The sequence below is a fragment of the Streptomyces sp. NBC_01384 genome, from assembly GCF_045040035.1.
In the GTDB taxonomy this organism is placed as follows: Bacteria; Actinomycetota; Actinomycetes; order Streptomycetales; family Streptomycetaceae; genus Streptomyces.
Genome location: NZ_CP109559.1, coordinates 5,155,495 through 5,178,861 on the forward strand (window position 1 = coordinate 5,155,495; position 23,367 = coordinate 5,178,861).

At 70.2% G+C, this 23,367-nt stretch carries 27 protein-coding genes; 8 read left to right on the forward strand and 19 right to left on the reverse strand.

Going from position 1 to position 23,367, the window contains the following annotated elements; genetic code table 11:
• Positions 1-49: 49 nt before the first annotated feature.
• From pstA to OG747_RS23760, 10 genes are all read right to left on the reverse strand, one after another.
• Positions 50-1,114 (reverse strand): phosphate ABC transporter permease PstA, encoded by a 1,065-nt coding sequence (gene pstA, locus OG747_RS23715; RefSeq protein ID WP_405881341.1) that lies wholly within the window; start codon positions 1,112-1,114, stop codon positions 50-52.
• Positions 1,111-2,121, reverse strand: coding sequence for a phosphate ABC transporter permease subunit PstC (pstC, locus tag OG747_RS23720; RefSeq protein WP_405881342.1), 1,011 nt, complete (start codon positions 2,119-2,121; stop codon positions 1,111-1,113). The genes pstA and pstC overlap by 4 nt, the downstream gene beginning before the upstream one ends.
• 100 nt (positions 2,122-2,221) lie before the next feature.
• On the reverse strand, positions 2,222-3,358 hold the full coding sequence (gene pstS, locus OG747_RS23725) for a phosphate ABC transporter substrate-binding protein PstS (RefSeq protein ID WP_405881343.1): 1,137 nt from the start codon (positions 3,356-3,358) through the stop codon (positions 2,222-2,224).
• Positions 3,359-3,717: 359 nt separating this feature from the next.
• Complete coding sequence (locus tag OG747_RS23730) at positions 3,718-4,140, reverse strand: NUDIX hydrolase (RefSeq protein WP_405881344.1); 423 nt, start codon at positions 4,138-4,140, stop codon at positions 3,718-3,720.
• A 10-nt stretch (positions 4,141-4,150) separates the two neighbouring features.
• Complete coding sequence (locus tag OG747_RS23735) at positions 4,151-5,242, reverse strand: CHAD domain-containing protein (RefSeq protein WP_405881345.1); 1,092 nt, start codon at positions 5,240-5,242, stop codon at positions 4,151-4,153.
• On the reverse strand, positions 5,223-7,454 hold the full coding sequence (locus tag OG747_RS23740) for an RNA degradosome polyphosphate kinase (RefSeq protein ID WP_405881346.1): 2,232 nt from the start codon (positions 7,452-7,454) through the stop codon (positions 5,223-5,225). Before OG747_RS23740 ends, OG747_RS23735 begins: the two co-directional genes overlap by 20 nt.
• Before the next feature lie 352 nt (positions 7,455-7,806).
• Positions 7,807-8,745, reverse strand: coding sequence for a hypothetical protein (locus OG747_RS23745; RefSeq protein ID WP_405881348.1), 939 nt, complete (start codon positions 8,743-8,745; stop codon positions 7,807-7,809).
• On the reverse strand, positions 8,742-9,791 hold the full coding sequence (locus tag OG747_RS23750; protein ID WP_405881349.1) for an ABC transporter permease: 1,050 nt from the start codon (positions 9,789-9,791) through the stop codon (positions 8,742-8,744). The genes OG747_RS23745 and OG747_RS23750 overlap by 4 nt, the downstream gene beginning before the upstream one ends.
• Complete coding sequence (locus OG747_RS23755; RefSeq protein WP_405881350.1) at positions 9,788-10,693, reverse strand: ABC transporter ATP-binding protein; 906 nt, start codon at positions 10,691-10,693, stop codon at positions 9,788-9,790. The genes OG747_RS23750 and OG747_RS23755 overlap by 4 nt, the downstream gene beginning before the upstream one ends.
• Positions 10,690-11,076, reverse strand: coding sequence for a GntR family transcriptional regulator (locus OG747_RS23760; RefSeq protein ID WP_405885642.1), 387 nt, complete (start codon positions 11,074-11,076; stop codon positions 10,690-10,692). The genes OG747_RS23755 and OG747_RS23760 overlap by 4 nt, the downstream gene beginning before the upstream one ends.
• 166 nt (positions 11,077-11,242) lie before the next feature.
• On the opposite strand from OG747_RS23760, the gene OG747_RS23765 reads away from it, so the two are divergent.
• On the forward strand, positions 11,243-11,737 hold the full coding sequence (locus OG747_RS23765) for an RNA polymerase sigma factor (protein WP_405881351.1): 495 nt from the start codon (positions 11,243-11,245) through the stop codon (positions 11,735-11,737).
• A 48-nt stretch (positions 11,738-11,785) separates the two neighbouring features.
• Here the strand turns inward: OG747_RS23765 and mshD are convergent, their stop codons facing one another.
• Positions 11,786-12,712 (reverse strand): mycothiol synthase, encoded by a 927-nt coding sequence (gene mshD, locus OG747_RS23770; RefSeq protein ID WP_405881352.1) that lies wholly within the window; start codon positions 12,710-12,712, stop codon positions 11,786-11,788.
• Between the two features lie 450 nt (positions 12,713-13,162).
• Between mshD and OG747_RS23775 the strand changes: the two genes are divergently transcribed.
• The 3 genes from OG747_RS23775 (at position 13,163) to OG747_RS23785 (ending at position 15,362) form a co-directional block, all read left to right on the forward strand.
• Positions 13,163-13,300: a hypothetical protein gene (locus tag OG747_RS23775; protein ID WP_405881353.1), complete on the forward strand. Its 138-nt coding sequence runs from the start codon at positions 13,163-13,165 to the stop codon at positions 13,298-13,300.
• A 71-nt stretch (positions 13,301-13,371) separates the two neighbouring features.
• Positions 13,372-13,515 (forward strand): hypothetical protein, encoded by a 144-nt coding sequence (locus OG747_RS23780; RefSeq protein ID WP_405881354.1) that lies wholly within the window; start codon positions 13,372-13,374, stop codon positions 13,513-13,515.
• Between the two features lie 92 nt (positions 13,516-13,607).
• Entirely contained in the window at positions 13,608-15,362 is a 1,755-nt protein-coding gene (locus OG747_RS23785; RefSeq protein WP_405881355.1) for an ABC transporter ATP-binding protein, read from the forward strand.
• Here the strand turns inward: OG747_RS23785 and OG747_RS23790 are convergent.
• The 4 genes from OG747_RS23790 to OG747_RS23805 form a co-directional block, all read right to left on the reverse strand.
• Positions 15,338-16,042, reverse strand: a complete 705-nt coding sequence (locus OG747_RS23790) for a response regulator transcription factor (RefSeq protein WP_405881356.1) — start codon at positions 16,040-16,042, stop codon at positions 15,338-15,340. The genes OG747_RS23785 and OG747_RS23790 overlap by 25 nt on opposite strands.
• 113 nt (positions 16,043-16,155) lie before the next feature.
• Positions 16,156-16,344, reverse strand: coding sequence for a hypothetical protein (locus tag OG747_RS23795; RefSeq protein ID WP_405881357.1), 189 nt, complete (start codon positions 16,342-16,344; stop codon positions 16,156-16,158).
• An 88-nt stretch (positions 16,345-16,432) separates the two neighbouring features.
• On the reverse strand, positions 16,433-16,747 hold the full coding sequence (locus tag OG747_RS23800) for a hypothetical protein (protein WP_405881358.1): 315 nt from the start codon (positions 16,745-16,747) through the stop codon (positions 16,433-16,435).
• Positions 16,744-17,082 (reverse strand): hypothetical protein, encoded by a 339-nt coding sequence (locus tag OG747_RS23805; RefSeq protein WP_405881359.1) that lies wholly within the window; start codon positions 17,080-17,082, stop codon positions 16,744-16,746. Before OG747_RS23805 ends, OG747_RS23800 begins: the two co-directional genes overlap by 4 nt.
• Positions 17,083-17,267: 185 nt before the next feature.
• Between OG747_RS23805 and OG747_RS23810 the strand changes: the two genes are divergently transcribed.
• Genes OG747_RS23810 through OG747_RS23825 form a run of 4 tightly spaced genes read left to right on the forward strand, consistent with a single transcriptional unit; the run spans position 17,268 to position 19,049 of the window.
• Positions 17,268-18,101 carry a helix-turn-helix domain-containing protein gene (locus tag OG747_RS23810; protein WP_405881360.1) on the forward strand — a complete coding sequence of 278 codons (834 nt, stop codon included), beginning with the start codon at positions 17,268-17,270 and terminating at the stop codon, positions 18,099-18,101.
• Complete coding sequence (locus OG747_RS23815) at positions 18,098-18,325, forward strand: DUF397 domain-containing protein (protein WP_405881361.1); 228 nt, start codon at positions 18,098-18,100, stop codon at positions 18,323-18,325. The genes OG747_RS23810 and OG747_RS23815 overlap by 4 nt, the downstream gene beginning before the upstream one ends.
• A gap of 41 nt (positions 18,326-18,366) precedes the next feature.
• The gene (locus OG747_RS23820; protein WP_384914660.1) at positions 18,367-18,654 is read left to right on the forward strand and encodes a hypothetical protein; all 288 of its coding nucleotides are present in this window, start codon (positions 18,367-18,369) and stop codon (positions 18,652-18,654) included.
• Complete coding sequence (locus OG747_RS23825; protein WP_405881362.1) at positions 18,651-19,049, forward strand: hypothetical protein; 399 nt, start codon at positions 18,651-18,653, stop codon at positions 19,047-19,049. The genes OG747_RS23820 and OG747_RS23825 overlap by 4 nt, the downstream gene beginning before the upstream one ends.
• Here the strand turns inward: OG747_RS23825 and OG747_RS23830 are convergent.
• The 4 genes from OG747_RS23830 to OG747_RS23845 all read right to left on the reverse strand — a co-directional run bounded on the left by OG747_RS23830 (position 19,043) and on the right by OG747_RS23845 (position 22,924).
• Positions 19,043-20,527: an ATP-binding protein gene (locus tag OG747_RS23830; protein ID WP_405881363.1), complete on the reverse strand. Its 1,485-nt coding sequence runs from the start codon at positions 20,525-20,527 to the stop codon at positions 19,043-19,045. The two genes, OG747_RS23825 and OG747_RS23830, sit on opposite strands and share 7 nt — an antisense overlap.
• On the reverse strand, positions 20,524-21,255 hold the full coding sequence (locus tag OG747_RS23835) for a response regulator transcription factor (protein WP_405881364.1): 732 nt from the start codon (positions 21,253-21,255) through the stop codon (positions 20,524-20,526). The genes OG747_RS23830 and OG747_RS23835 overlap by 4 nt, the downstream gene beginning before the upstream one ends.
• A gap of 159 nt (positions 21,256-21,414) precedes the next feature.
• On the reverse strand, positions 21,415-21,648 hold the full coding sequence (locus OG747_RS23840) for a hypothetical protein (protein ID WP_405881365.1): 234 nt from the start codon (positions 21,646-21,648) through the stop codon (positions 21,415-21,417).
• Between the two features lie 19 nt (positions 21,649-21,667).
• Positions 21,668-22,924, reverse strand: a complete 1,257-nt coding sequence (locus OG747_RS23845; protein WP_405881366.1) for a S1C family serine protease — start codon at positions 22,922-22,924, stop codon at positions 21,668-21,670.
• Positions 22,925-23,367: the final 443 nt, after the last annotated feature.

A 23,367-nucleotide genomic window follows, 5' to 3' on the forward strand; every position in this document is an offset into this window, starting at 1 on the left:
AATCACTGCTTCTTTCGAGGGGATGCTGCTGGTCGCTGATATGGCCGCGTCAGCGACCTGTCTTCGGCGCCTTCCAGCGGGCGATGCCGCGGGCCACCATGTTGAGGATCATCACGAAGGCGATCAGGGCGAGCGCCGCCGCCCAGGCACGGTCGTACGCCGCGTTCGAACCGGCGCTGTTCGCGTACTGCTGGTAGATGTACAGCGGCAGCGAGGCCTGCGCTCCGGAGAACGGGTTCATGTTGATGAAGTTCGTGCCCCACACCAGCAGCAGCACCGGGGCCGTCTCGCCCGTGATGCGCGCGACGGCGAGCATGACACCGGTCGTGATGCCACCGATCGAGGTCGGCAGGACCACCTTAAGGATCGTGCGCCACTTGGGCACGCCGAGCGCCAGGGACGCCTCGCGCAGCTCGTTCGGTACGAGCTTGAGCATCTCCTCGGTGGAGCGGACCACGACGGGCATCATCAGGATGGCCAGGGCCAGCGAACCGGCGAAGCCGAAGGGCTGCAGGTCCATGATGAGCATCAGGCTCAGGATGAACAGACCGGCGACGATCGAGGGGATGCCCGTCATCACGTCGACGAAGAAGGTGATGGCCGCGGAGAGCTTGCCGCGCCCGTACTCCACCAGGTAGACCGCGGTGAGCACGCCGATCGGCGCCGCGATCAGGGTGGCGAGACCGACCTGCTCCAGGGTGCCGATGATGGCGTGGTAGATGCCGCCGCCGGGCTCGGAGTCCGCGACCACGCCCATCGAGTGGGTCAGGAAGTAGACGTCGAAGACCTTCACGCCGCGCTTGACGGTCGTCCAGATCAGGGAGGCCAGCGGGACCACCGCGATGAGGAAGCAGACCCACACGAGGCTGGTCGCGACGCGGTCCTTGGCCTGGCGACGGCCCTCGACCTTGGCGGCGATGCCGTACGTACCGAGGACGAAGAGGATTCCGGCGATCAGGCCCCACTGGACCTTGCTGTCGAGACCGCCGACCAGACCGATGCCCACGGCCACCACGACCGCGCCGGCGGCGATCGCCCACGGGGACCACTTCGGCAGGGTCGCGCCGCGCAGGGTGCTGGGGCGCTTGTCCGTGACTGCTGCTGCGTGGCTCATGCGTTGGCCCCCGAATACTCCGCGCGGCGGGCGATGATCACCCGGGCCGCGCCGTTGACCAGCAGGGTGATGACGAAGAGGACCAGACCGGAGGCGATCAGCGCGTCACGGCCGTCCGCGGTCGCCTCGCCGAACTTGCTGGCGATGTTCTGCGCGAAGGTGCCGCCGCCCGGGTCGAGCAGGCTGGCGTTGATGTCGAAGGTCGGGGAGAGGACCGTGGCGACGGCCATCGTCTCGCCGAGCGCACGGCCGAGGCCCAGCATCGAGGCGGAGATCACGCCGGAGCGGCCGAAGGGCAGCACCGACATGCGGATGACCTCCCAGCGCGTGGCGCCGAGGGCCAGCGCGGCCTCCTCGTGCATCTGCGGGACCTGGCGGAAGACCTCGCGGCTCACGTTGGTGATGATCGGCAGGATCATGATCGCGAGCAGGATGCTGACGGTGAGCATCGAGCGGGGCGCGCCGCCCTGCCAGTCGAAGATGCCGGTCCAGCCGAAGTAGGTGTTGAGCCAGCCGAAGAGGCCGTTCATGTGCGGCACCAGGACGAGGGCGCCCCACAGGCCGTAGACGATGGACGGCACGGCGGCGAGCAGGTCGATCACGTAGGCGATCGGGCCGCTCAGCTTGCGCGGCGCGTAGTGCGTGATGAACAGCGCGATGGCGACCGCGACCGGGACCGCCAGGGCCATGGCGATGATCGAGGAGACCACCGTGCCGAAGGCCAGGACGGCGATACCGAACACCGGCGGGATGGTGTTGGTGTTCCACTCGAAGGTGGTGAGGAAGTTGCCGTGGTCCTTGCTGATCGCGAGCGAGGCGCGATAGGTGAGGAAGGCCGCGATGGCGGCCATGATCACCAGCAGGAAGATGCCCGACCCGCGGGAGAGACCGAGGAAGATCCGGTCACCGGGTCGGGTGGTGCCGCGGCTCGTGCGTTTCTGCACGGCCACGGAAGGCTGGGGGGTGGGGGGAGGCGCTTCTTCTGCGTTCTGTGTCGATATGTCCATCAGGATTCTCCGGTCTGCGGAGCCGTAAGGGGTGGCGGCTCCAGGCGGCGGTGCACCGGACGGTGCGGCCCGCCTCGGTGAGGCGGGCCGCACACTCAGGTCAGCTCAGGGTCGCGATGGTGCTGCGGACCTTGGCGATGATCTCGGCCGGCATCGGGGCGTAGTCGATGCTGCTCAGGATCTTCTGGCCGTCCTCGCTCGCGACGTAGGTCAGGAACGCCTTGGTGGCAGCCAGGGTGTCCGACTTGTTGCCCTTGTCGCAGACGATCTCGTACGTGACCAGAGTAATCGGGTAGGCACCCTCGGCCTTGGTGGCGCGGTTCAGCTTGAGAGAGAGGTCGCTGCCCGTGCCGATGACCTTGGCGTCGGCGATGGCCTTGGTGGCGTTCTCGACGGTGGCGTCGACCGGCGCGGAGGCGCCCGTGTCCACGGAGGCCGCCTTGATGCCGTCCTTGGCGAACGACAGCTCCATGTAACCGATGGCGCCGGAGGTCTGCTTCACCTGCTGGGCGACACCGGAGGACTGCGGAGCGGACTGGCCGCCCTTGGCCTGCCAGGCCTTGCCGCCGGAGTACTTCCAGTCGGCCGGAGCCGCGGCGATCAGGTACTTGGTGAAGTTGTCCGTGGTGCCGGACTCGTCCGAGCGGTGGAACGCCTGGATCTTGAGGTCGGGCAGCGTGACGCCCGGGTTCAGCTTCGCGATCGCCGTGTCGTTCCACTTGCTGATCTTGCTGTCGAAGATCTTGGCGATCGTCGAGGCGTTCAGGACCAGCTTGTCGACGCCCGGGACGTTGAAGCCGACCGCGATCGGGCCGCCGACCATCGGGAGGTCTATGCCCTGGCCGCCGCCGGTGCACATCTTCTTGGAGGCGGTGACCTCTTCGGGCTTCAGCGCGGAGTCGGAGCCGGCGAAGGCGACCTGACCCTGGGTGAACGCGGTGACACCGGCGCCGGAGCCGCCGCCCTTGTAGTTGATCTGCACGCCGGAGCAGGCGGCACTGAACTCCTTGACCCAGGCGTCGATCGCGTTCTTCTGCGCGGACGAGCCGTCGGCGAGCAGCTGGCCCTTGGCGTTGTCGCACTTGATCGAGCTGCTGGAGCCCGTCGTCGCGCCGCCGCTGGCGTTGCTCTTGGTGCCGGTGTCGTCGGAGCCGCACGCCGTGAGGGCCAGGGCGCCGGAGACGGCGACAGCACCGAGCGAAAGGGCGCGAAGCCGGTTCTTGCGCTGAAGCTTCACTGTTGGGGTGTTCCTTCCAGGAGCCGCCGTCTGGTTGGCGGCGTGCGAGGTGTGTGTGCAATGCGGAGGCCACACACAGGAGGCGTTCCGCACCGGGTAAGGCCGAAATTAGGCAGATCAGGTGAAGCCGTCGAAGGCCGTAAGTGAACGGAGGGTGAACCCCTGTGGGCGGTGCGGTGAGGTCACGGAACGCTTACGTCAAGGACACAGTGACATTCCATTGCGTGGGCGGATTTGTGCCCCACATGGGCGGGGTGCCGAGCGGGGCGAGGGGATGGGGGTCGCGGGGTGTGGAGGAGTGCGCGTGGGGTGCGTGCGGGGTGTGGTCCGGCGCGGGAGGGCCGAGGGCACGCCCATGCTCAGGCCATGCGCAACGTGCTCAGCGCGGCGTCCACCAGGTCGCTGTCCCTGGGATGGGTCAGGCGGTGGCGGGCCGCGGTCGGAGGAAGCCACAGGATGCGGTCGACCTCGTCGTTCGGCCGGAACTGACCGTCCGTCGCCTCGGCCGCCCAGTAGCGGACCTCCTTGGGACGGCCGGCGACCGGATAGCGGAGGGTGGGCAGCTCGGAGCCCAGGACGGCGGCGTACCCCGTCTCCTCCGCGACCTCCCGCAGTGCCCCCGCGAGCGGGTCCTCGCCGCGTTTGAGCTTGCCCTTCGGATGTGACCAGTCGTCGTACTTCGGCCGGTGGACCAGACATATCTCCAGCTCACCGTCGATGGGCGAGCGGCGCCACAGGACGCAGCCCGCCGCTCGTACGGGCCTGAAGGTGTCGTCGGTCATCTGGCCTCCCTCACCGGGTGTGGACGGCTTCTTTCCGCCAGCTCTGCTGGAACGCGAACCGCGCCGCCTCCACCTCGTGCCGCTGGTCGGCGTGGAGCACGCCGAGCGCGTACGCGGTCGCCGGGGCGATGCGCGGGGTACGGGCCGCCGACGCCGCGGCCGAGGCGGCCTCGGCCGCGTCCCGGTGCCGGTTGAGTGCCTGGCCCGCGGCGAGCAGTCGTACGTCGGCGGGGGCGTCCTCCCCGTACAGGACCTCGCACGCGTAGCGGTGCAGGCGCAGCAGCAGCCGGACCTGGTGCCAGGGGGCGTCCTGGGGGTGGGGCGCGGTGTCCGCGGAGAGGCCGTGCACGAGGGCCTCCGCGTTGTAGGGGTGGCCCGCGGTGACCAGCGGCAGCGCGGTGACCGCGTCGGTCAGCCGGTCCGTCGCGGCGGCGGCCAGCGGGCGCAGGTCGGCCGTGGTCGCCGCGGGGGTCAGCGGCACCTCGCTGGCGAGCACGGCGACGCTGTCCGCGACGGCGTGGAAGCGGGAGGAGCCGAGCGCCTGGAGCGCCGCCGAGTGGGCCCGGGTACGGGCCAGGGTGAGCTGGCGGTCGAGCAGCGCGCCCGCCTTCGCGGCGCCCACGGTCAGGTGGGCCTTGGGGGTCGCGCCCTGCCCGCCGGCCTGGGTGGGGAAGCCGGACGCGCCCGAGAGCCGGTTCAGCGCGCCGAGCAGCCGTTCCAGGCGGGCCGCGTAGGCGTGCTCGCGGGCCAGGGTGCCCGACAGCCAGGCCAGTTCGGGCCGCATGCCCTCCGACCAGTCCGCGTCGAGCAGCGGCCGGAAGGTGTGCAGGGTGCCGCTGATGCGGCGGGCCGAGCGGCGCAGGGCGCGCGCCGCGTCGACGGATTCCCCCGAACGGTTCTCCCCCGAGCCGTTCTCCCCCGGCCGTGACTCCGCTCTCGACTTCGCTCGGGCGGGGGTACCGCCATCGGCGCCGGTCTCCCGGTGCTGCCGCAGGGAACGGAGGAACTCCGTGGCCTGGGCCCTCAGGTAGCCCGCGAGGGCGTCCCCGGACACCGGGCCGACCGTGGAGTCGGTGGGGGGATCAAGGTGTTGCTGTGCCACGCCGGCGCCTCCGGGCGTCTATGAGCATCTCCTGGACGTTCCGCAGGGGCTGGCCGTCCGCGTCGGTCGCGTGCCGGGTCCACTCGCCGTCCGGTCCCAGGTGCCAGGAGGCAGTGGTGTCCGACATCCCGGTCTCGAACAGCCGGTTGAGGGCTGCCCGGTGGGCCGGGTCGGTGATCCTGACCAGGGCCTCGATCCGTCGGTCGAGGTTGCGGTGCATCATGTCGGCGCTGCCGATCCACACCTCGGGCTCGCCGCCGTTGCCGAAGCCGAAGACCCGGGAGTGTTCGAGGAAGCGGCCGAGCACGGACCGTACGCGGATGTTCTCGGACAGGCCCGGGACGCCCGGCCGGACCGCGCAGATGCCGCGCACCCACACGTCGACGGGCACTCCGACCTGGGAGGCGCGGTACAGCGCGTCGATGATCGCCTCGTCCACCATCGAGTTGACCTTGATGCGGACGTAGGCGGGGCGTCCCGCGTTGTGGTGCTGGACTTCCTTGTTGATCCGCGCGATCAGGCCGTCGCGCAGGGACTTGGGGGCGACGAGCAGCCGGCGGTAGGTCTCGCGGCGGGAGTAGCCGGAGAGCCGGTTGAAGAGGTCGGAGAGGTCGGCGCCGACCTGAGGGTCCGCGGTGAGCAGACCGAGGTCCTCGTACAGGCGGGCGGTCTTCGGGTGATAGTTCCCGGTGCCGACATGGGAGTAGCGCCGGAGCGTGTCCCCCTCCTGCCGTACGACCAGCGACAACTTGCAGTGGGTCTTCAGCCCGACGAGCCCGTACACGACATGGCAGCCCGACTCCTCCAGCTTCCTGGCCCACTTGATGTTGGCCTGTTCGTCGAAGCGTGCCTTGATCTCGACGAGGACGAGGACCTGCTTGCCGGACTCGGCGGCGTCGATGAGCGCGTCGACGATCGGCGAGGTCTCCGAGGTCCGGTACAGCGTCTGCTTGATCGCGAGCACATCCGGATCGGCCGCGGCCTGCTCCAGGAACGACTGCACGGAGGTGGAGAAGGAGTCGTACGGGTGGTGCAGCAGGACGTCGCGCTCGCGGAGGGCGGCGAAGATGTCGGGCGCGGACGCCGACTCGACCTCCGCGAGATCGCGGTGGGTGCCTGCGACGAAGTTCGGGTACTTCAGCTCGGGCCGGTCCAGCTTCCCGATGCCGAAGAGGCCCGTGAGATCCAGGGGACCCGGCAGGGGGTACACCTCGGCCTCGGAGATCTTCAGCTCCCGTACGAGGAGATCGAGGACGTACCGGTCGATGGACTCCTCGACCTCAAGACGCACCGGCGGCCCGAAGCGGCGCCGCATGAGCTCCTTCTCCAGTGCCTGGAGCAGGTTCTCGGCGTCGTCCTCCTCGACCTCCAGGTCCTCGTTGCGGGTGAGGCGGAAGGTGTGGTGCTCAAGCACCTCCATGCCCGGGAAGAGTTCCTCCAGGTGTGCCGCTATGACGTCCTCGATGGGGACGTAGCGGTTCGGGGAGGCCTCCAGGAAGCGGGAGAGCAGCGGCGGGACCTTGACGCGCGCGAAGTGCCGGTGGCCGCTGACCGGATTCCGTACGACGACCGCGAGGTTCAGGGAGAGACCCGAGATGTACGGGAAGGGGTGCGCGGGGTCGACCGCCAGCGGGGTCAGGACCGGGAAGATCTGGTGCCGGAAGAGGGTGAACAGGCGGGCCTGCTCCTTCTCCGTCAGCTCGCTCCAGCGGACCAGGTGGATGCCCTCCTCCGCGAGCGCGGGGGCGATGTCCTCCTGGTAGCAGGCCGCGTGCCGGGCCATGAGCTCGCGCGAGCGGGCCCAGATCATCTCCAGGACCTCGCGGGGCTGCAGGCCGGAGGCGGACTTGGTGGCGACGCCGGTCGCGATGCGGCGCTTCAGGCCCGCCACCCGGACCATGAAGAACTCGTCCAGGTTGCTGGCGAAGATCGCCAGGAAGTTGGCCCGTTCGAGGAGGGGCGTGTTCGGGTCCTCGGCGAGCTCCAGAACCCGCTCGTTGAACGCCAGCCAGCTGCGTTCCCGGTCCAGGAACCGGCCCTGCGGCAAGATGATGCCGTCCTGCACCGTGTCCTCGTACGCGTCGAGGTCGGCGTCGAGGTCGGGCTCGAGGTCGGAGACGTTCGCCGCCACGGTGTGCGGGCGGTGGGCGGCTATGGAGCCGACGGAGGGCTGCGGGTGCTGGACCGGTGCCTGGGCGCTGGGCTGGTTCATGGACCCATTCTTCCGCGCCGGGAGCGAGACCGGCGCGTCGGAGAGGGCGAGCGGTAGCGGGGCGAGGCGGATGTTCCCGTTCCGCATCGCCCGTACCGGCTCGCTGCCCCTCGTCGGAGTCGGCGGAGTCGGCGGAGTCGTCGGCGAGGGCTCGTTCTCCGGCGGAGGCGGGGGCTCTGGCACGGCGGGATTCATTGGCTGAGCGTTGCAAGCTCGTCTGAATCGATGGTTACGGCGACATGACGTGCGGGATATCGGGGAGCGGCTCCCGGACGTCTACATGTCCGGGAGCCGCGTACGCCCCACCCCGTGGGGGGCGTACGGCATGGGGTGGCGGCGAGCGCCGGGCGCTTCAGGCGGTGCGTCGGCGCAGCAGCCGGAAGGCGGCCGCGGTGGCGGCGGCGGCCACGGCGAGGACGATGCCGGTTTCCACCAGGTGGAGGGGCCAGAAGTGGGAGGCCGGGTGGTAGACGGAGTAGTTGCCGGTGATCCCGTGGTCGGCCAGGCACCGCTTGGTCTCCGCGGCCGTGCCTTCGCAGTTCCCGTAACCGGGGTTCGGCACGTGTTCGCCGTGGACGAGCACCCCGTCCTCCAGCCGCCAGGCGCTGTCGGGCGGATTGAACTCGCCCCTGGCGCCGGTACGGGTGACCGAGGGCCACAGATCCGCGCGGTGGCTCTGCAGGAACTGGTTGAGCACCAGCATCAGGGCGAAGGAGACGCCCAGGGCGGGCAGCGCGCGCCGCAGCACCAGTCCGGCCAGCGCGCCGACGGCCAGCGCGCACAGGACGTACGCCACCATCGCCGGCCCGCGGGCGACGAAGACGTTGTCGGAGGCCCAGTCGTCGTTCAGCCGGTCCGGGTTGCTCGACCAGCCCCAGCGGAACAGCGGCACCAGCACCGCGCCGCCGAGCGTGAGCAGCAGCGCGGGCACGGCGAGCTTGGCGGTCAGCCAGCGCACGGGCGACACCGACTGGGTCCAGGCGAGCTGCGTGGTTCCCGTCTCCAGTTCGCGGGCGACCAGCGCGGCGCCCGCCCAGGCGGCGACAGCGTAGGAGGAGTAGCACAGGAGGGTGGCGGCCCAGCGGATGGTGTCGCCGTAGTCGAGGGTGGCCGTGATGGTGCAGGTCTCGCGGTGTGCGCAGTAGGCCAGTTCGGCCCGGGCGGCGTCCGCCTTGACCTCGACGAGCCACACCAGGAGCCCGGCGACGGCGGCCACGAACGCTCCCCAGACGATCAGCGCCGCGCGGTGCAGGCGTACGACGGTCCAGGGGAGGCCGGTGACGGCGCTCATCGCTGGGCCTGCTTCGGCGCGCCGGTGGTGTGGTGCTTCGGCGCGCTTCCGGTGCGGTGCTTGAGCAGGAGGAAGGCGGCGAGGAGCGCGAGCGCGGTGAGGGCGAGGACGACGCCGGTCGCCACGAACTGGAGAGGCCAGTAGTGGGAGACGGGGTGGGAGTCGGTATAGAAGCTGACGGCGTCGAGCCTGTCGTACAGGGCACGGCACTCCGAGCTGTGGCTGCTGCCGCAGTGCGGGTCGGCCAGCCGGGCGCCGGTGGAGGTGAGGAGACCCTCGTTGACGGTGATGCCGAGGCTCGTGGGGCTGTCGTGGGTGAGACTGGTGACCGTCCTCACCGGCGGCCAGAGGTAGGGCAGGGCGAGGGCGAGGGCGGACCGGACGCCGGCCATCCACACCACCGACACGCCGAGTGCGGCCAGGGAGCGGCGCAGCTTGATTCCGGCGAGCGCGCCGACGGCCAGCCCGGACAGGGCGAAGGCGACGGTGGTCGGGCCGTTGGCGTGGAAGACGAGGAAATCGGTCCAGTCCTTGGCGGTGTCGATCCGGCCCTGGCTCTTCACCCACATCCGGCGGTGCAGCAGCACCAGCACGCTGGTCCCGGCGGTGACGAGCGCGGCCGGAACCGCCAGCTTGACCGCCAGCCAACGGGCCGGGGAGACCGACTGGGTCCATGCGAGCTGCGCGGTGCCGGTCTCCATCTCGCGGCCGATCAGCGAGGCGCCCGCCCAGGCCGCGACGAGGAACGGCAGGAAGGTCAGCGCGAGGGAGGCGTACAGGGAGTACGACTTGTACCTGAGGATCGCGTCCTGGTCGTAAGGGCAGGTGGCCTTCGTGCAGCGGTCGTACTCCCGCCACGCCGCGGCGGCCGCGTCCGTCCCCGGGCCGTACAGCCACAGCAGCAGGGCCGCGAGCGCGACGAACAGGCCGGCCCAGACGAAGAGCGCCGGGCGGTGCAGCAGCAGCACCGTGCGCACCAGGCCGCGTGAGGCGGACGGGCGGCGGGTGGGCGCGGCCGCGGTGCCGGGGGCGGTGAGCGCGGTCATGCGGCGGACTCCTGGACGGCGGTGCGGGCGGAGGCGAGGATCAGCGCGGGGGCCTCGGGGTTGCGCAGGTGCGCGAGGACCAGCTCCTCCAGGGAGGGTGCGGCGGTGCGGGCGTCGGCTCCCGCGACGAACGGGCCCTGAGGGCGGATCAGGGCGGTCAACTGGCGCCCCGTGGTGCGGGATTCGACCACGGTGTGCGGGGCGAGGTCGCGGACCGGCCCGGTGGTCAGGGTGTGCGCGGCCAGCAGGTCGTCCAGGTCGCCGGCCAGCCGCACCTGGCCGCCGCCTATCAGCAACAGGTAGTCGCAGGAGCCCTCCAGCTCGGCGACGACGTGCGAGGACATCACGACCGTCGTGCCGTGCTGGGCGGCCTCGGCCATCAGCGTGCCCATCAGCTCGTGGCGGGCGAGCGGGTCGAGGTCGGCCATCGGCTCGTCCAGGAGCAGGAGTTCGGGCCGCTTGCCGAGCGCGAGGGCGAGGGCCACGCGGGTGCGCTGACCGCCGGACAGCGCGCGCACCTTGGCCTTCGGGTCCAGACCGCCGTTCTCGTACGTGATCCGCTCGGCGACCGAGGCGTCCCAGCGGGCGGGGTTGAGCTCCTGGCCCAGGCGCAGCGTCTGGGCCACGGTGAGCTGCGGGTACAGCGGCTTGTCCTGGGCGACGTACGCGATGCGTTCGCGGGCGGCGGCCGGGTGCGTGCCGAGCACGGTGAGGGAGCCCTCGGTGGGGGCGAGCAGTCCGGCCGTGTGCATCAGCAGGGTCGACTTGCCCGCGCCGTTGGGGCCGACGACGGCGCAGACGCGTCCGGCGGGGAGCCGGAAGGAGCACTCGCGCAGTGCCCAGCTCCCTCGCCGCCCGAACTTCTTGCCGAGCCCGGCCGCCTCGATGGCGGTGTTGCTCATTCCTGGTCTCCCTCGGTGAACGTTTCCAGTACGGCGGTGAAGAGCGCCGCCACGTCGTCGTGATCGAGCCCGGCCTCGCGGGCCCTGGCCGCCCAGTCGTCGAGCTCGGCGCGCAGCGGGGAGTCGGCCGGGGCCGCGCCCAGCGACTTCCGTACGAAGGTGCCGAGGCCGCGTCTGGCCTCGACCAGGCCCTCGCGCTCCAACTCGCGGTAGGCCTTGAGGACGGTGTTCGGATTGATCGCGGTGGCCTCCACGACCTCGCGGGCCGTGGGGAGCTTGTCGCCCGGTTCGAGCAGGCCCAGGCGCAGGGCCTGTTTGGTCTGCTGGACGATCTGCACGTAGGTGGCGACGCCGCTGCGCCGGTCGATGCGGTACTCGACCACTTGGGCAATCACCCTTTCACTAATTGAGTAGTGAAAGGGTGGTGCAAGAGGGTGTCCGGAGTCAAGAGCGGCATGCGCGGGCCGGTCTCCGAGATCCGTGGGAGGGATTCCGAGATGGGTGGGCGGGGGTGTGAACCGATCGATGGGGCTCGTCCGATGAGGGGATGTGAGGGAAACGAGAAGCGACGGGGAACTGCTGCGGGCGATCGCGGCGGACGGGGACCGTCGCGCCTTCGAGGAGCTGTACCGGCGGTATGCGCCGTGGCTGACGGCGTGTCTGCGCGGCCGGTGCGCGGACGTTGGGGTTGTCGACGACGTCGTGCAGGAGACCTTCCTCGCCGTCTGGCGCGGCACCGCGCGCTACCACGAGGAGGGTGACGCGGCGGGCTGGCTGTGGCGCATCGGCTCACGGCGCCTGGTCGACGCACTGCGCGGCGACGGCGCGCGCGGCCGGTTGCGCCGGACACTGTGGCAACAGCGGTGGTGGCACCCCTGTTGCCCCCCCAATGGGTGGACGCTCTTCGTCGGGCCGGCCGATCCGCGCTGGGACGGCGCCCATGAGCGGTGGGCGCTGATCCTGGTCGTGGCGGCGCTGGTCGGGGCGTGGTCCTGCGTGGAACCCCTACGGTCGTGGCGGCCCGCTGCCCTCGCTCACCGGTGACGGGAATGGTGACGGGAATGGTGACGGGAACGGGAACGGGACCATCGGTCAGGACTCGCTCCGGTACATCAGGTCCGTCTCGTGGGTGGTGAAGCCGAGCCGCTCATAGACGGTCATGGCCGCCTTGTTGTCGGCGTCGACGTAGAGCATGGCGGTGGGCAGGGCCTGGGCGGCGAGGTGGCGGAGCCCGATCGTGGTGAGGGCCTTGCCGAGGCCGCCGCCCTGGGCGCCGGGGCCGACCCCGAGGACGTACACCTCGCCCAGGCCCTCCGTGGCGTGGACCTTCGTCCAGTGGAAGCCGACGAGTTCGCCCCCGCGGAAGGCGAGGAAGAACCCGGACGGATCGAACCACGGCTCGGCCTTGCGGTCGTCCAGGTCACGCTGGGTGAGGGAGCCCTGCTCGGGGTGGTGGGCGAAGGCCGCGGCGTTCAGAGCGAGCCAGGCCGCGTCGTCCTGGCCGGGCACGAAGGTGCGGACACGCACGCCGTCCGGGAGCTTCGTCTCGGGCAGCTCGAGGTCGGTCAACGGCCGCCGTAGCTGGCGCAGTTCGCGGAAGAGGGTGAGTCCGAGGACCTGGGCGAGGTGCCGTGCGGCGGAGTGCCCGCCGTGCGCCCACACGCGCAGCCGCTTGCCGGACTCGGCGAGCAGCGCCGCGCCCAGGGCCCGGCCGTGCCCGTGTCCGCGGTGCGCCGGGTGCACGACGAGTTCGGCGGCCGGGGCCTCCACGGGGTCGGTGTCCTCCAACTGCGCGTACCCGACCAGCTGGTCGCCGACGGTCAGCAGCAGATGCCGTACGCCCTCGCGGGCGCCGCCCTTCAGCTGGAGCCGCCCCTGCTCGGAGACCGCCTGCTGCCCGTCGGCCCGGGCGGCCTCCGCGAGCAGCTGGAGCACCTCCTCGGCCTGGGCCGGGGAGAGCACGGTGCGGGTCTCGATGGAGCGGCTGTGGGCAGAGGGCGAGGTGTCGTCGCTGGTCATGGATACGAGGGTACGGCGCGGGGTTTTCCGGACAAGGAGTTGAAGGGAGTGGATGTGGAGCGTGGCGGGGAGCGGCAGCAGGGGCGAGGGAGCGGGGGAGGGCTGTCCGTCAGGCGGTGGTGGGGCGATGGCAATCAGTCTGTGGCTCCGAACCCCCTGGTACCACTGACGGGGCCGGTGCGCGGATGCGTACCGGCCCCGCTCTGTTGGTCCGCCCTTGACTTGACCTGGCAATTTCCTAGGTAAATTCCGTGTGAGGGGCGTAATAAATTCTGTGTGAGTGGCAGGTCGGTTCCATCGGTCATCTGAAAATTTGTTTCAGCCGCAATTCATTGAGGTCTTAGCCGAATTGGCGATTTCAGGGCCCGGAGTCCCGTAGTGTTTTCCATGTCGAAAGCGAACAGCGCAAACGGCAAAGGGAATTCACCCGCAGGGAACAAGGAGACACTCATGAGCTTCCACAAGATCGTCCCGGTCAAGAAGCACCACAAGCCCGCTCCCGCCCCGAAGAAGCCCGCGAAGTGTCAGCCCGCCAGGCCGGCCCCGGTGGCGAAGAAGCCCGAGCGTCGCCCTGTCGGCAACAAGTAAGCAAGATCCATCCCCGATCAACAGATCCACCCGCACTCAGCGAATTCATCGAAGGAGCGAGAGGGACACTCATGAGCTTCCACAAGATCGCCCCCGTCAAGAAGCACCACAAGGCCGCCCCGGTCGCCCAGCGCGTTGCCAAGCCCGCGCCGAAGCCCGCCCCGAAGAAGGTCGCCGCTCCGAAGAAGCGCCCGGTCGGCCGTCAGGGCCAGTAGCAGCCCGCGCGAGGCGGGGTCCCCGGGAATGAGAGGTTTCCGGTGGCCCCGCCTCGGCCATGTTCCGGACCGGAAAGGAAAGTTGATTTGATATGCGGGAAGTACGGGAGGCATTCGCACGCTTCTGGCCGCTGACGCGCGGCGACCGCAAATGGCTGGTGCTGATCATCGGCTGCGTGGTCGTGGCCGCGCTCACCGAGACGGCCTCGATCCTGCTCTTCGCGCAGCTCACGGACCACGCCCTGAAGGCCGGTTCGCTCTCCGCGTTCTGGGGACCGGCCGGAGCCTGGCTGGGTGTCGCGGTGATCGGTGCGCTCGTCGGTTACCTGGGCAATTCGCTCGCCGTGTGGACCGCGGAGAGATTCGTCCTGAGGCTGCGCGCGGGTGTGTTCCGTCACGTCCAGGATCTGCCGCCCGACTTCTTCCAGAAGCACCGCCAGGGTGATCTGGTCGAACGGCTCACCGGTGATGTCGAGGCCATCGAGCAGATGGTCGTGTCGGGTGTGGTCGGCACGGTCTCCGCGGCCTTCTCGGCCGTCTTCTATGCCGCCGCCGCCCTCTGGCTGCGCTGGGACCTGGCCCTCGTCACCTTCCTCCTCGCCCCCCTCTTCCTCGTCGCCGCCCGCCGGTTCTCCGGCCGGATCAAGCAGGCCTCCCAGGAGGAGCGGGCCGCCGACGGCGCGATCACCTCGGTCGTCGAGGAGTCCCTCGGCAATGTGGTGCTGACCCAGGCGTACAACCGCCGTCGCGCCGAGGAGAAGCGGCTCGACCGCGAGGCGCGCGCCTGGATGCGGGCGTCGGTGCGCGGGGCGCGGGCGAGCGAGATGTACGAGCAGTTCGTCGAGGTCGTCGAGACGCTGTGCGTGCTCGCGGTGATCGGCCTCGGCGCCTGGGAGATCTCGCAGGGGCGCATGTCGCTGGGCCAGTTGCTCGCCTTCGCCGCGTTCCTCGGGTACTTGTACCCGCCGATCCGCAATCTGGGTCAGCTCGGCCTCACCCTCACCGCCGCCACCGCCGGCGCGGAACGCCTCCAGGAGATCCTGGACGCCGAACCCGCCGTCGCCGAACCCGCCGAGCCCGTCCGGGACTGGCCCGTGCGCGGCTGGGTCAGCTTCCACGGCACGTCGTTCCGCTACCCCGGCGCCGAGCGCGACTCCCTGCACGACGTGACCTTCACCGCGGGTCCCGGCGAACTCGTCATCGTCACCGGCCCGAGCGGCGCCGGAAAGTCGACGCTCTCCAAACTCCTCACCCGTTTCTACGACCCCACGGCCGGCGTGATCTGCCTGGACGGCGTCCCGCTGCCCGACATGTCCCTGGAGTTCCTGCGCGAGAACGTCGCGCTGCTGCCCCAGGAGACGCTGATCCTGCACGGCACGATCCGCGAGAACATCGAGTGCGGACGGCCGGGAGCCTCCCAGGCGGACATCGAGCGGGCCGCGACGGACGCCGTGGCGCACGACTTCATCAGCGCACTGCCCGGGGGATACGACACCGAGATCGCCCCCGGCACGGCCACCCTCTCCGGCGGCCAGCTCCAGCGGATTGCCATCGCCCGCGCCATGCTGCGCGCCGCGCCCGTGCTGGTCCTGGACGAGCCGACCGCCGGGCTCGACTCGGTCGCCGCGCGCCGGGTGGTGCAGCCGCTGCGACGGCTGATGGCGGGCCGTACGACGATCATGATCACGCACGATCTGAGCCTCGCCCCCGACGCGGACCGCATCCTGGTCGTGGACGACGGCCGGCTGGTGGAGGCGGGCACGCACGACGAGCTGATGGCGTGGGGCGGGGCGTATGCCCGGCTCGCGACGCCGGAACTCGACTACCTGGCGGCGCGGAGCGTGTAGCCGAGCCCCCGCACGGTGTGGATGAGCCGCGGTTCGCCGCGGCTCTCCAGTTTCCGACGCAGATACATCACGTACACGTCCAGCGTGTTCGACGTCGGTTCGAAGTCGAAGCCCCAGACCTCCTTGAGGATCTGGGCCCGGCTGAGGACCTTGGCCGGATGCCGGAGCAGATACTCCAGCAGGGCGTACTCGGTCCTGGTGAGGTCGAGGGGCCGGTCGCCGCGGCTGACCTTGCGGGTGAGCCGGTTCATGGCGAGGTCCGCGAAGGCGAGCCGCTCGTCGGGAGCGGGGGTCCGCTGTGTGTGCTGCGGGCAGCGGCGCAGCAACGCCCTCACCCGGGCGAGGAGTTCCTCGGCGGCGAAGGGCTTCATGAGGTAGTCGTCGGCGCCGTTGTCGAGCGCGACGATACGGTCGCCGACCGCGTCCCGGCCGGTGATCATGAGGATGGGGACGGTGGACCCGGAGGCTCTGATCCGGCGCGTCGCGGCCAGCCCGTCGAGGCCGGGCATGGTGACGTCCATCAGCACCAGGTCGGGCCGCCCGTCCGCCCCGGCCGCCAGTTCGAGGGCCTCGCGGCCGTCCCCGGTGAGGACGGTCTCGTACCCCTCGAACCTGAGCAGCCGGTCGAGCCCCTCACGTACGGCCTCGTCGTCATCGGCCAGCAGGATCTTCCGCGCCATCCCCCCAACGTGTAACGGGGCGCTGTGGGAGGGCTTTGAGAGGGATGTGGGGAGGCTGGGCGGTGTCCGCGCCCAGCCCCCCGGTCGGGGAGTCAATGAGGCTGCCGTGGGCGTCAGGAGGCGGTGGGCGTCCAGTCGCCGAGCCAGTTCGCGACCGACTGGCCCGCGGCCTGCGCGTCCGTCAGCTGCGGGCGAACCTTGCCCTTGGGGTCCATCGTGATCGCCGAGGCGACGACGATGACGTACGGGTCGGCGGCGGTCGCGTACTTCTCCAGGTCGGCGAGCATCGGCGGCGCCGTCATCCACCCCCTGGTGATGGACCTCGACGACGACACCCTCCGCACGGAACTGCTCCGCCGGGCACGACGCTTCGTGGACCTGCCGTGACGGTCACCGTTCGTCCCCGGGGATGCGTCCGCCCCGGCTGACCGCGACACGCAGCACGTCGGCCAGCGACTCCGTCGCCCTGGTGAGCGCGAAGCGCACCGCGCGCTCGCCGGCCTTGGGGTCGGCGAGTACGGCCTTGGCTCCGGCCAGTACCTGCTCGCCGGAGTCCAGCTGGGCCGCTTCGATGTCGTCGGCGAGCAGGGAGAGACGGCTGCCGTCGCTGTCGGTGCTCAGGTAGCAGGGCTTGCCTTCGGGTGTCGTCCACGGCAGTAGTCGCAGCAGCCGCAGCCGGTCGGGCGTTTTGGCGGCGTTGTTCACGCGGACACCTCCACTCCGTGAATGCGGCGGGGGCCGACGTCGATGCCGTGTACGGCCAGCCACAGGGCACGGCGGCGCTGCCGCTGCGATCGCCGCGCGCGGCGATCTTCCGGCGTGAGGAGATACGGGCGTACGAGGTGGGTGTCCCGCTCGATGGGCCATAGGTCCACGGGGCGGAGTACAGGGCGGTGTGCGGGGGTGGAGGGTGCCGGAGGCCTGCCGCCTACGTCCGGCAGTTGGGCCGGAACCATTCGGTGGCGGCCCCGGGCGGGAAGCAATGCGTGCACCAGTGCGAGAAGTAGTAACTCGCAGAATCCCGCGATACGTTCGGCCATGTCGGCGCTCCTTTGCGGCGTCGGCCACGCCCCCGGGCCGACCTGCTATCGGCCGCGGGGGTTTGTCGTGACGGTCGTCCTGACGAGCGGTGATTACCGTTCGTGTCCTTATCGTCACAGCCGGCGCGTACGCTGCGGAAGAGGGTGGGCGTTGTCCGGGCGCCCAGGCAACGGGGAGGGGTGACGTGGGCGAACGCGTTGACGGAGAAGAGGAATCGGGGCGTGCCGCGCTCGGGCGGACGCTGCGGCTTCTGCGGGAGAAGACCGGTAAGACGCTGGGGCAGTTGGCCGAGGAGACGTCGTACGACAAGAGCTATCTGTACCGCTTGGAGGTGGGGCAGCGGCTCTCCAAGCAGGCGGTCATGGAGGACCTGGACAGGTATTACGACTCCGGTGACCTGCTGGTTCGGTTGTGGCGGGATGCGCGCAAGGACGTCATCAAGGACAAGTACAAGGAGTTCATGGAGCTGGAGGCGACCGCGCGGGTCATGTTGATGTTCCAGCTGCGAGTGCCGGGCCTGTTGCAGACCGAGGACTATGCCCGAGCGGTGTTGTCAGGGTTGTCTGGAGCTCAGACAACGGCTGGCAACGACGAGGACGTCGAGGAGCAGGTGGCCTTGCGCATGGGACGGCAGGAGCTGCTGAACCGCGAACCGGCGCCGAGGGTGCGCGTGATCCTGGACGAGGGGGCGCTGCGGCGCCCGGTTCCTGACATGAATGTGTGGGCGGACCAGCTGTCATACCTGCTGGACGCGGCGGAACTTTCGAACGTCGCGCTCCAGGTACTGCCCTTCACGGCCGGTGTGCACGACCTCATGGACAGTCACCTCTGGCTCCTTTGGCAGCGAGTTGGCGAGCCAGTTGCCTACGTGGAAGGCAACGGCATCGGCGAGCTGATCGACGATCCGGACAAAGTCCTGTCCTTGCGGTTGTCCTACGATCTGGTCAGGGACGCGGCTCTGACTCCGGCGGAGTCGACGGCGTTCATCAAGCGCCTTCTGGAGGAGTGCAGATCATGAACCGAACCCCCGACCTCACCACCGCTGTCTGGCGCAAGTCGTCCTACAGTGACGGGGGTGGCACGAACTGCGTCGAGGTCGCCGACGGCTGCCCCGGCCTCGTGCCCGTCCGGGACAGCAAAGCCCCGCAGGGCTCCGCGCTGGTGCTCGGCGCCGGGGCGTGGGCTCCCTTCGTGGGGGCGGTCAAAAACGGAGAGGTGTTCGGCGGCGTCTCGTTCGTGTGAGACGCCTCCCGGTCTGGCGCTGGTCGGGCTACGGTTTCTCTATGGCACAGCACACCACCATCCAGGTGACCAAGGAAGTCCGCGACCACCTCGCCCAGGTCGCCAAGGATCGCGGCGTGACATTGGGGCAGCTCGTTGAGCAGCTCGCGGCCGAGCAGCTGACCGCCGAGCAGCGGGCCGAGCGGCTCCTGGCCGACCGGGAGGTTGTGCGCGGCATGATCGGCGTGGACATCAGCGACGAGGAGTTCGACCGGGCCCCCGACGTACTTGCGAACATCTACAAGATCGCCGCCGAGAAGGTCCGAGCCGCTCGGGGCGTCGCCGCGTGATCATCCTCGACACCAGCGCGGTCAAGGCGCTCGCGGACGGCCACAAGACGCTGAACCTGCTGGCCGGAAACATGGCGCGTACCCCCGGCGACCGCCTCAACGTGCCCGCTCTGTGTCTTATGCAGGCCGAGGCGGGGGATGAGGATCTCTCCCGCCGGGTGCTCGCCTTCTCCTCGATCGTCGTCGACATCCTCGACACGGTCGCCTCCGTCACCGTCGGCACCATGATCCGCGACGGCTACGGCGGTCCGGACACCTGCCACGCCCTGTACTGCGCGCTTCCGCGCCCGGAGTTCACGGGGATGTCGATCCTGCTCACGGGCGACGAGAACGCGTATCCGCCGGGCGTGGTCACCGTCGACATCGACTCACCAGGAATGCTCGGCTTCTACTGACCTTCGGCCCCGTCCTGACCCAGCTCGGGCGGAGGCGTCGGCGCGCCCGGCAGTCGTACCGTCGCCACGGTTCCGCCGCCCTGCGCCGGTTGCAGGGACACCTCGCCGCCGGACTGTTGCACCGTCCTGGCCACGATCGACAGGCCCAGGCCCGAGCCCGGGAGTGCGCGGGCGGACGGGGAGCGCCAGAAGCGGTCGAAGACGTGGGGGAGTTCCTCGGTGGGGATGCCGGGGCCGTGGTCGCGGACGGTCAGCTCGCCGCCCTTGAGGATGACGTCGACGGCCTCGCCCGGCGGGCTGAACTTCACCGCGTTGTCGAGGATGTTCACGATCGCCCGCTCCAGGGCCGACGGCTCCGCCCGTACGAACCAGGGCTGGAGGTCCGCCGTGATCCTCAGCTCCGGGCCGCGCAGGCGGGCGCGGCGCAGGGCCGCCTCGACCGTGTCCTGGAGGTCGACCACCTGAAGGCGGTCGCCCGACGACTGGCCCGCGTCCGAACGCGACAGCATCTGCAGGTCGCCGATCAGCGCCGCCAGTTCCGTCATCTGCGCCTTCACCGACGACAGCAGCGCCTTGCGGTCCGCCGGGGGGATCGGACGGCCTGTCTCCTCGCTGCGGGTGAGGAGTTCGATGTTGGTGCGGAGTGATGTGAGCGGTGTGCGGAGTTCGTGGCCCGCGTCGGCGATCAGCTGCTGTTGCAGTTCGCGGGAGTTGGCGAGGGCGGACGTCATCGAGTTGAAGGAGCGGGAGAGACGGGCGATCTCGTCCTCGCTGTCCTCCTCGACCGGGATGCGGACGGAGAGGTCCTCCGTGCGCGCCACGTGTTCGACCGCCTCGGTGAGCTTGTCGACCGGGCGCAGGCCCGCGCGGGCGACCGCCAGGCCGGCGGCTCCGGCGCCGACCACTCCGATTCCGGAGACGAGGAGGAGGACGAGGGCCAGGTCGTTGAGGGTGGACTCGGTGCCCTTGAGGGGGACGGCTACGACAAGAGCGGCGTTCCGGTACAGGGACGGGCCGTCGGTGTTGGGAGAGCCGTTGACGATGAGTGGCATCGTCAGCACCTGCACGTCGTTGCCCTTGTTGTCGGTTCCGTTCCGGATCGTGAAGTCGCGCAGTTTCGGATCCTTGGCCATGTTCGTGTCACCGTCGGTGACCTTCACTGTGCCTGTGGCGTAGGGGAAGGGACAGACAGTGCCGTCCGCTTGGACCACCTGAGTGTAGGAATCGATCTGCCTGCGGAACGTGCTGGCCGTCGCGTCCTGGCCGCAGTTGGTGAGTGCGTCCTGAAACGCGGGATACGGCACGGCTTGCCGCTGCGCCTTGAGGGTGTTGTTGATCTCGTCGTACAGCTTCCCCCGCACGATGAACCAACACGTCACCGAGACCGCCGCCACCCCGAACGCCACCGCCGCCGCGACCAGCATGGCCAGCCGGGAGCGGATCGGCAGGGAGCGGAACCGGCGCAGTACCTTCTTCACTCCGCGCCGCCCGACCGCAGGACGTACCCCACACCCCGCACCGTGTGCACGAGGCGGGGCTCGCCGCCCGCCTCGGTCTTGCGGCGCAGGTACATGACGTAGACGTCGAGGGAGTTGGAGGAGGGCTCGAAGTCGAAGCCCCAGACCGCCTTGAGGATCTGCTCGCGGGTGAGGACCTGGCGCGGGTGGGCCAGGAACATCTCCAGCAACGTGAATTCGGTGCGGGTCAGTTCCACGGGGCGGCCCGCGCGCGTGACCTCGCGTGTCGCGAGGTCCATGCGCAGGTCGGCGAAGGTGAGCGCGTCGTCGTCCGGGGCACCGACCGCCGTGGCCGTGTACGAACTGCGCCGCAGCAGTGCCCGGACCCGGGCGAACAGCTCGTCCAACTCGAAAGGCTTGACCAGGTAGTCGTCGGCGCCGGCGTCGAGGCCGGTCACACGGTCGCCCACCGTGTCGCGGGCCGTCAGCATGAGGATGGGGGTCATCGTGCCGGCCCCGCGCATCCGGCGCGCCGCCGTCAGGCCGTCCATCCTGGGCATCTGGATGTCCAGGACGACCAGGTCGGGCTGGTACGCGGTCGCCTTCTCCAGCGCGTCCGCGCCGTCGACCGCGACCTGGGTGTCGTACCCCTCGAACGCGAGGCTGCGCTGGAGTGCTTCGCGCACGGCCGGCTCGTCGTCGACGATCAGGATGCGCTGGGTTTCACGGTCGCCTTCGGCGGGGCTCATGGGCGGGGGTTCCTCGGGTGCGGTGGGACGGGGGGTCTGACGCCCTCAGCCTCGCACGTTTCCGGGCGGGGCCGAGAGAAAGCATCAGCCGAAACAGGCAGCAACCGGCAGCAACGGGCAGCACGGGCAGCACAGGCAGCGCCGGCCCGGGAGGGTTGCTCAGCCCGGCAGTGCGCTGAGGCGGCTCAGCGGGACCCGGCGGCGGTGCGGGCGTGCGGCGGACGTACGCAGGCCCATCATCTGCGGAGCGGTCGCCTGCGAGATCGCCTTCAGCGGGAGCGCCACTTCCGGAGCCCGCGGTACCGACGTGTGCAGTTCACGGGCCACCGAGAGAGCCAGGTCGAGCGCGGCGGGGTCGGTGCCTTCGATGCTGTGCGAGACGCGCGTGATCATTTCAACCTCCAAGAAGGACTTAGCTGTCGGAGCCGCCGGCCCGCAGGCCGGCCAGGTCGGACCTGACGGTGTTGATCGGGATGGCGAAGCCGAGGCCGACGCTGCCCGCGCTCGACGAGCTGGACGAGGAGTTCGCGGCCGAGTACATCGCCGAGTTGATGCCGATGATGTTGCCGTTCATGTCGATGAGGGCGCCGCCGGAGTTACCGGGGTTCAAGGACGCGTCGGTCTGGAGCGCCTTGTACGTCGTCGTCGAGGAACCGGTGTCGCCGTTGAACTGCTGGCCGCCGAAGGAGAACGGCCACTGGCCGCTGCCGTTGCCCTGCTGTTGCTGCTGGCCCTGGCTCTCGTCGGTGGAGACGGTCACGTCGCGGTTGAGCGCCGAGACGATGCCGCTGGTGACGGTGCCGGTCAGGCCCTCGGGGGAGCCGATCGCGACGACGTCGTCACCGACCTGGACGCCGTCGGAGTTGCCGAGCGTGGCGACCTTCAGGCCGGAGGGCGCGCTTTCGAGCTTGATGAGCGCGAGGTCCTTCTTGCTGTCGGTGCCGACCACCTTCGCGGTGTACGACTTGCCGCTGCTCAGCTGCACCTTGATCTCGGTGGCGCCCGAGATGACGTGGTTGTTGGTGACGATCTCGCCGCTGGACGTGATGATCACGCCGGAGCCGGTCGACGAACCCGCGTTCGAGGTCGCGCTGATCTCGACGATGCTCGGGCTGACCGCCTGGGCGACACCGGCCACGGTGCCCTTCTTGGCGGTGGGCACCACGGTGGTGCTGGTGCTGCTCGACGTGGTGTCCTTGCTGGTCAGCTCCTGTATGCCGTACGCGGTGCCGCCTCCGATGGCCGCCGCGACGATCGCCACGGCGGCGAGCAGGGCGAGCGGGCCCTTCGCGCGCTTCTTCGGAGCGGGGGCGGCCGGGATCGGCTCCGCCATCAGTACCGCGGTGGAGGAGACGGCGTCCGGCTCGGGGTAGCCGCCGTACGCGCCGCCTCCGCCGTGACCGCCCGCACCGCCGAAGCCACCCTGACCCGGGCCCTGACCCGGCCCCTGGCCTGGACCCGCACCCTGACCGGAGCCCGGCCACACGGTGGTACCCGGCTCGACGGCGACCGGCGCGGCCGGCACGTACGCCGGCGGGGGCGGCCACTCGGGGTTCACGGGGGAGGAAGAGACGGGCTGCTGCTGGGGGTACGCCGACTGCATGGGGTCGGTCGCCTGGTGGTCGTCGCCCTGGGGGTACTCGCCGCTGCGGCGGAAGCTCTCGGTCATGAAAAGAGATTCCCGCGCGATCATGAGAGCTCCCTGAGTCCCCGCTGAGAAGCCCGACAGAACCTCGTATGCCCGATATAAAGGCGCCCGGGCCCCGATATGGGCCCCGATACACCCCGATACAAAGGGACGCTGTGGGCGAATCCCGGTGCGCGTGGTGGGTGGTCCGGCCGGTGGCCCGAGGGCCAGGGTGTATGGCCCGGAGAATGTGACACTTGCCCGGCGAGTGTCACATTCCCGCAGCCGACCACCCGCCCGCAGCGGATGCGCCAACAGCGTCCAAAGGGGCCGGGGCCCCGCTGAGGCCCGGGAAACAGCGGGCCGGTGCGTCGTACGCCCCGCTGGAGACGTCCCGCCGCGGCGTCGGCCACTTCTGTGGCGGCATCCGCGTCGCGCCGACTCCGCAACCCGCGGGGCCGGCACGCGCCCCTGCTTCAGGGGCG

Coding starts and splice junctions, on each gene's coding strand:
- pstA (WP_405881341.1), bottom strand. CDS start 1,114: ATGAGCCACGCAGCAGCAGTCACGGACAAGCGCCCCAGCACCCTGCGC.
- pstC (WP_405881342.1), bottom strand. CDS start 2,121: ATGGACATATCGACACAGAACGCAGAAGAAGCGCCTCCCCCCACCCCC.
- OG747_RS23730 (WP_405881344.1), bottom strand. CDS start 4,140: ATGACCGACGACACCTTCAGGCCCGTACGAGCGGCGGGCTGCGTCCTG.
- OG747_RS23740 (WP_405881346.1), bottom strand. CDS start 7,454: ATGAACCAGCCCAGCGCCCAGGCACCGGTCCAGCACCCGCAGCCCTCC.
- OG747_RS23745 (WP_405881348.1), bottom strand. CDS start 8,745: ATGAGCGCCGTCACCGGCCTCCCCTGGACCGTCGTACGCCTGCACCGC.
- OG747_RS23750 (WP_405881349.1), bottom strand. CDS start 9,791: ATGACCGCGCTCACCGCCCCCGGCACCGCGGCCGCGCCCACCCGCCGC.
- OG747_RS23755 (WP_405881350.1), bottom strand. CDS start 10,693: ATGAGCAACACCGCCATCGAGGCGGCCGGGCTCGGCAAGAAGTTCGGG.
- mshD (WP_405881352.1), bottom strand. CDS start 12,712: ATGACCAGCGACGACACCTCGCCCTCTGCCCACAGCCGCTCCATCGAG.
- OG747_RS23775 (WP_405881353.1), top strand. CDS start 13,163: ATGAGCTTCCACAAGATCGTCCCGGTCAAGAAGCACCACAAGCCCGCT.
- OG747_RS23780 (WP_405881354.1), top strand. CDS start 13,372: ATGAGCTTCCACAAGATCGCCCCCGTCAAGAAGCACCACAAGGCCGCC.
- OG747_RS23785 (WP_405881355.1), top strand. CDS start 13,608: ATGCGGGAAGTACGGGAGGCATTCGCACGCTTCTGGCCGCTGACGCGC.
- OG747_RS23790 (WP_405881356.1), bottom strand. CDS start 16,042: ATGGCGCGGAAGATCCTGCTGGCCGATGACGACGAGGCCGTACGTGAG.
- OG747_RS23795 (WP_405881357.1), bottom strand. CDS start 16,344: ATGACGGCGCCGCCGATGCTCGCCGACCTGGAGAAGTACGCGACCGCC.
- OG747_RS23805 (WP_405881359.1), bottom strand. CDS start 17,082: ATGGCCGAACGTATCGCGGGATTCTGCGAGTTACTACTTCTCGCACTG.
- OG747_RS23815 (WP_405881361.1), top strand. CDS start 18,098: ATGAACCGAACCCCCGACCTCACCACCGCTGTCTGGCGCAAGTCGTCC.
- OG747_RS23820 (WP_384914660.1), top strand. CDS start 18,367: ATGGCACAGCACACCACCATCCAGGTGACCAAGGAAGTCCGCGACCAC.
- OG747_RS23835 (WP_405881364.1), bottom strand. CDS start 21,255: ATGAGCCCCGCCGAAGGCGACCGTGAAACCCAGCGCATCCTGATCGTC.
- OG747_RS23840 (WP_405881365.1), bottom strand. CDS start 21,648: ATGATCACGCGCGTCTCGCACAGCATCGAAGGCACCGACCCCGCCGCG.
- OG747_RS23845 (WP_405881366.1), bottom strand. CDS start 22,924: ATGACCGAGAGCTTCCGCCGCAGCGGCGAGTACCCCCAGGGCGACGAC.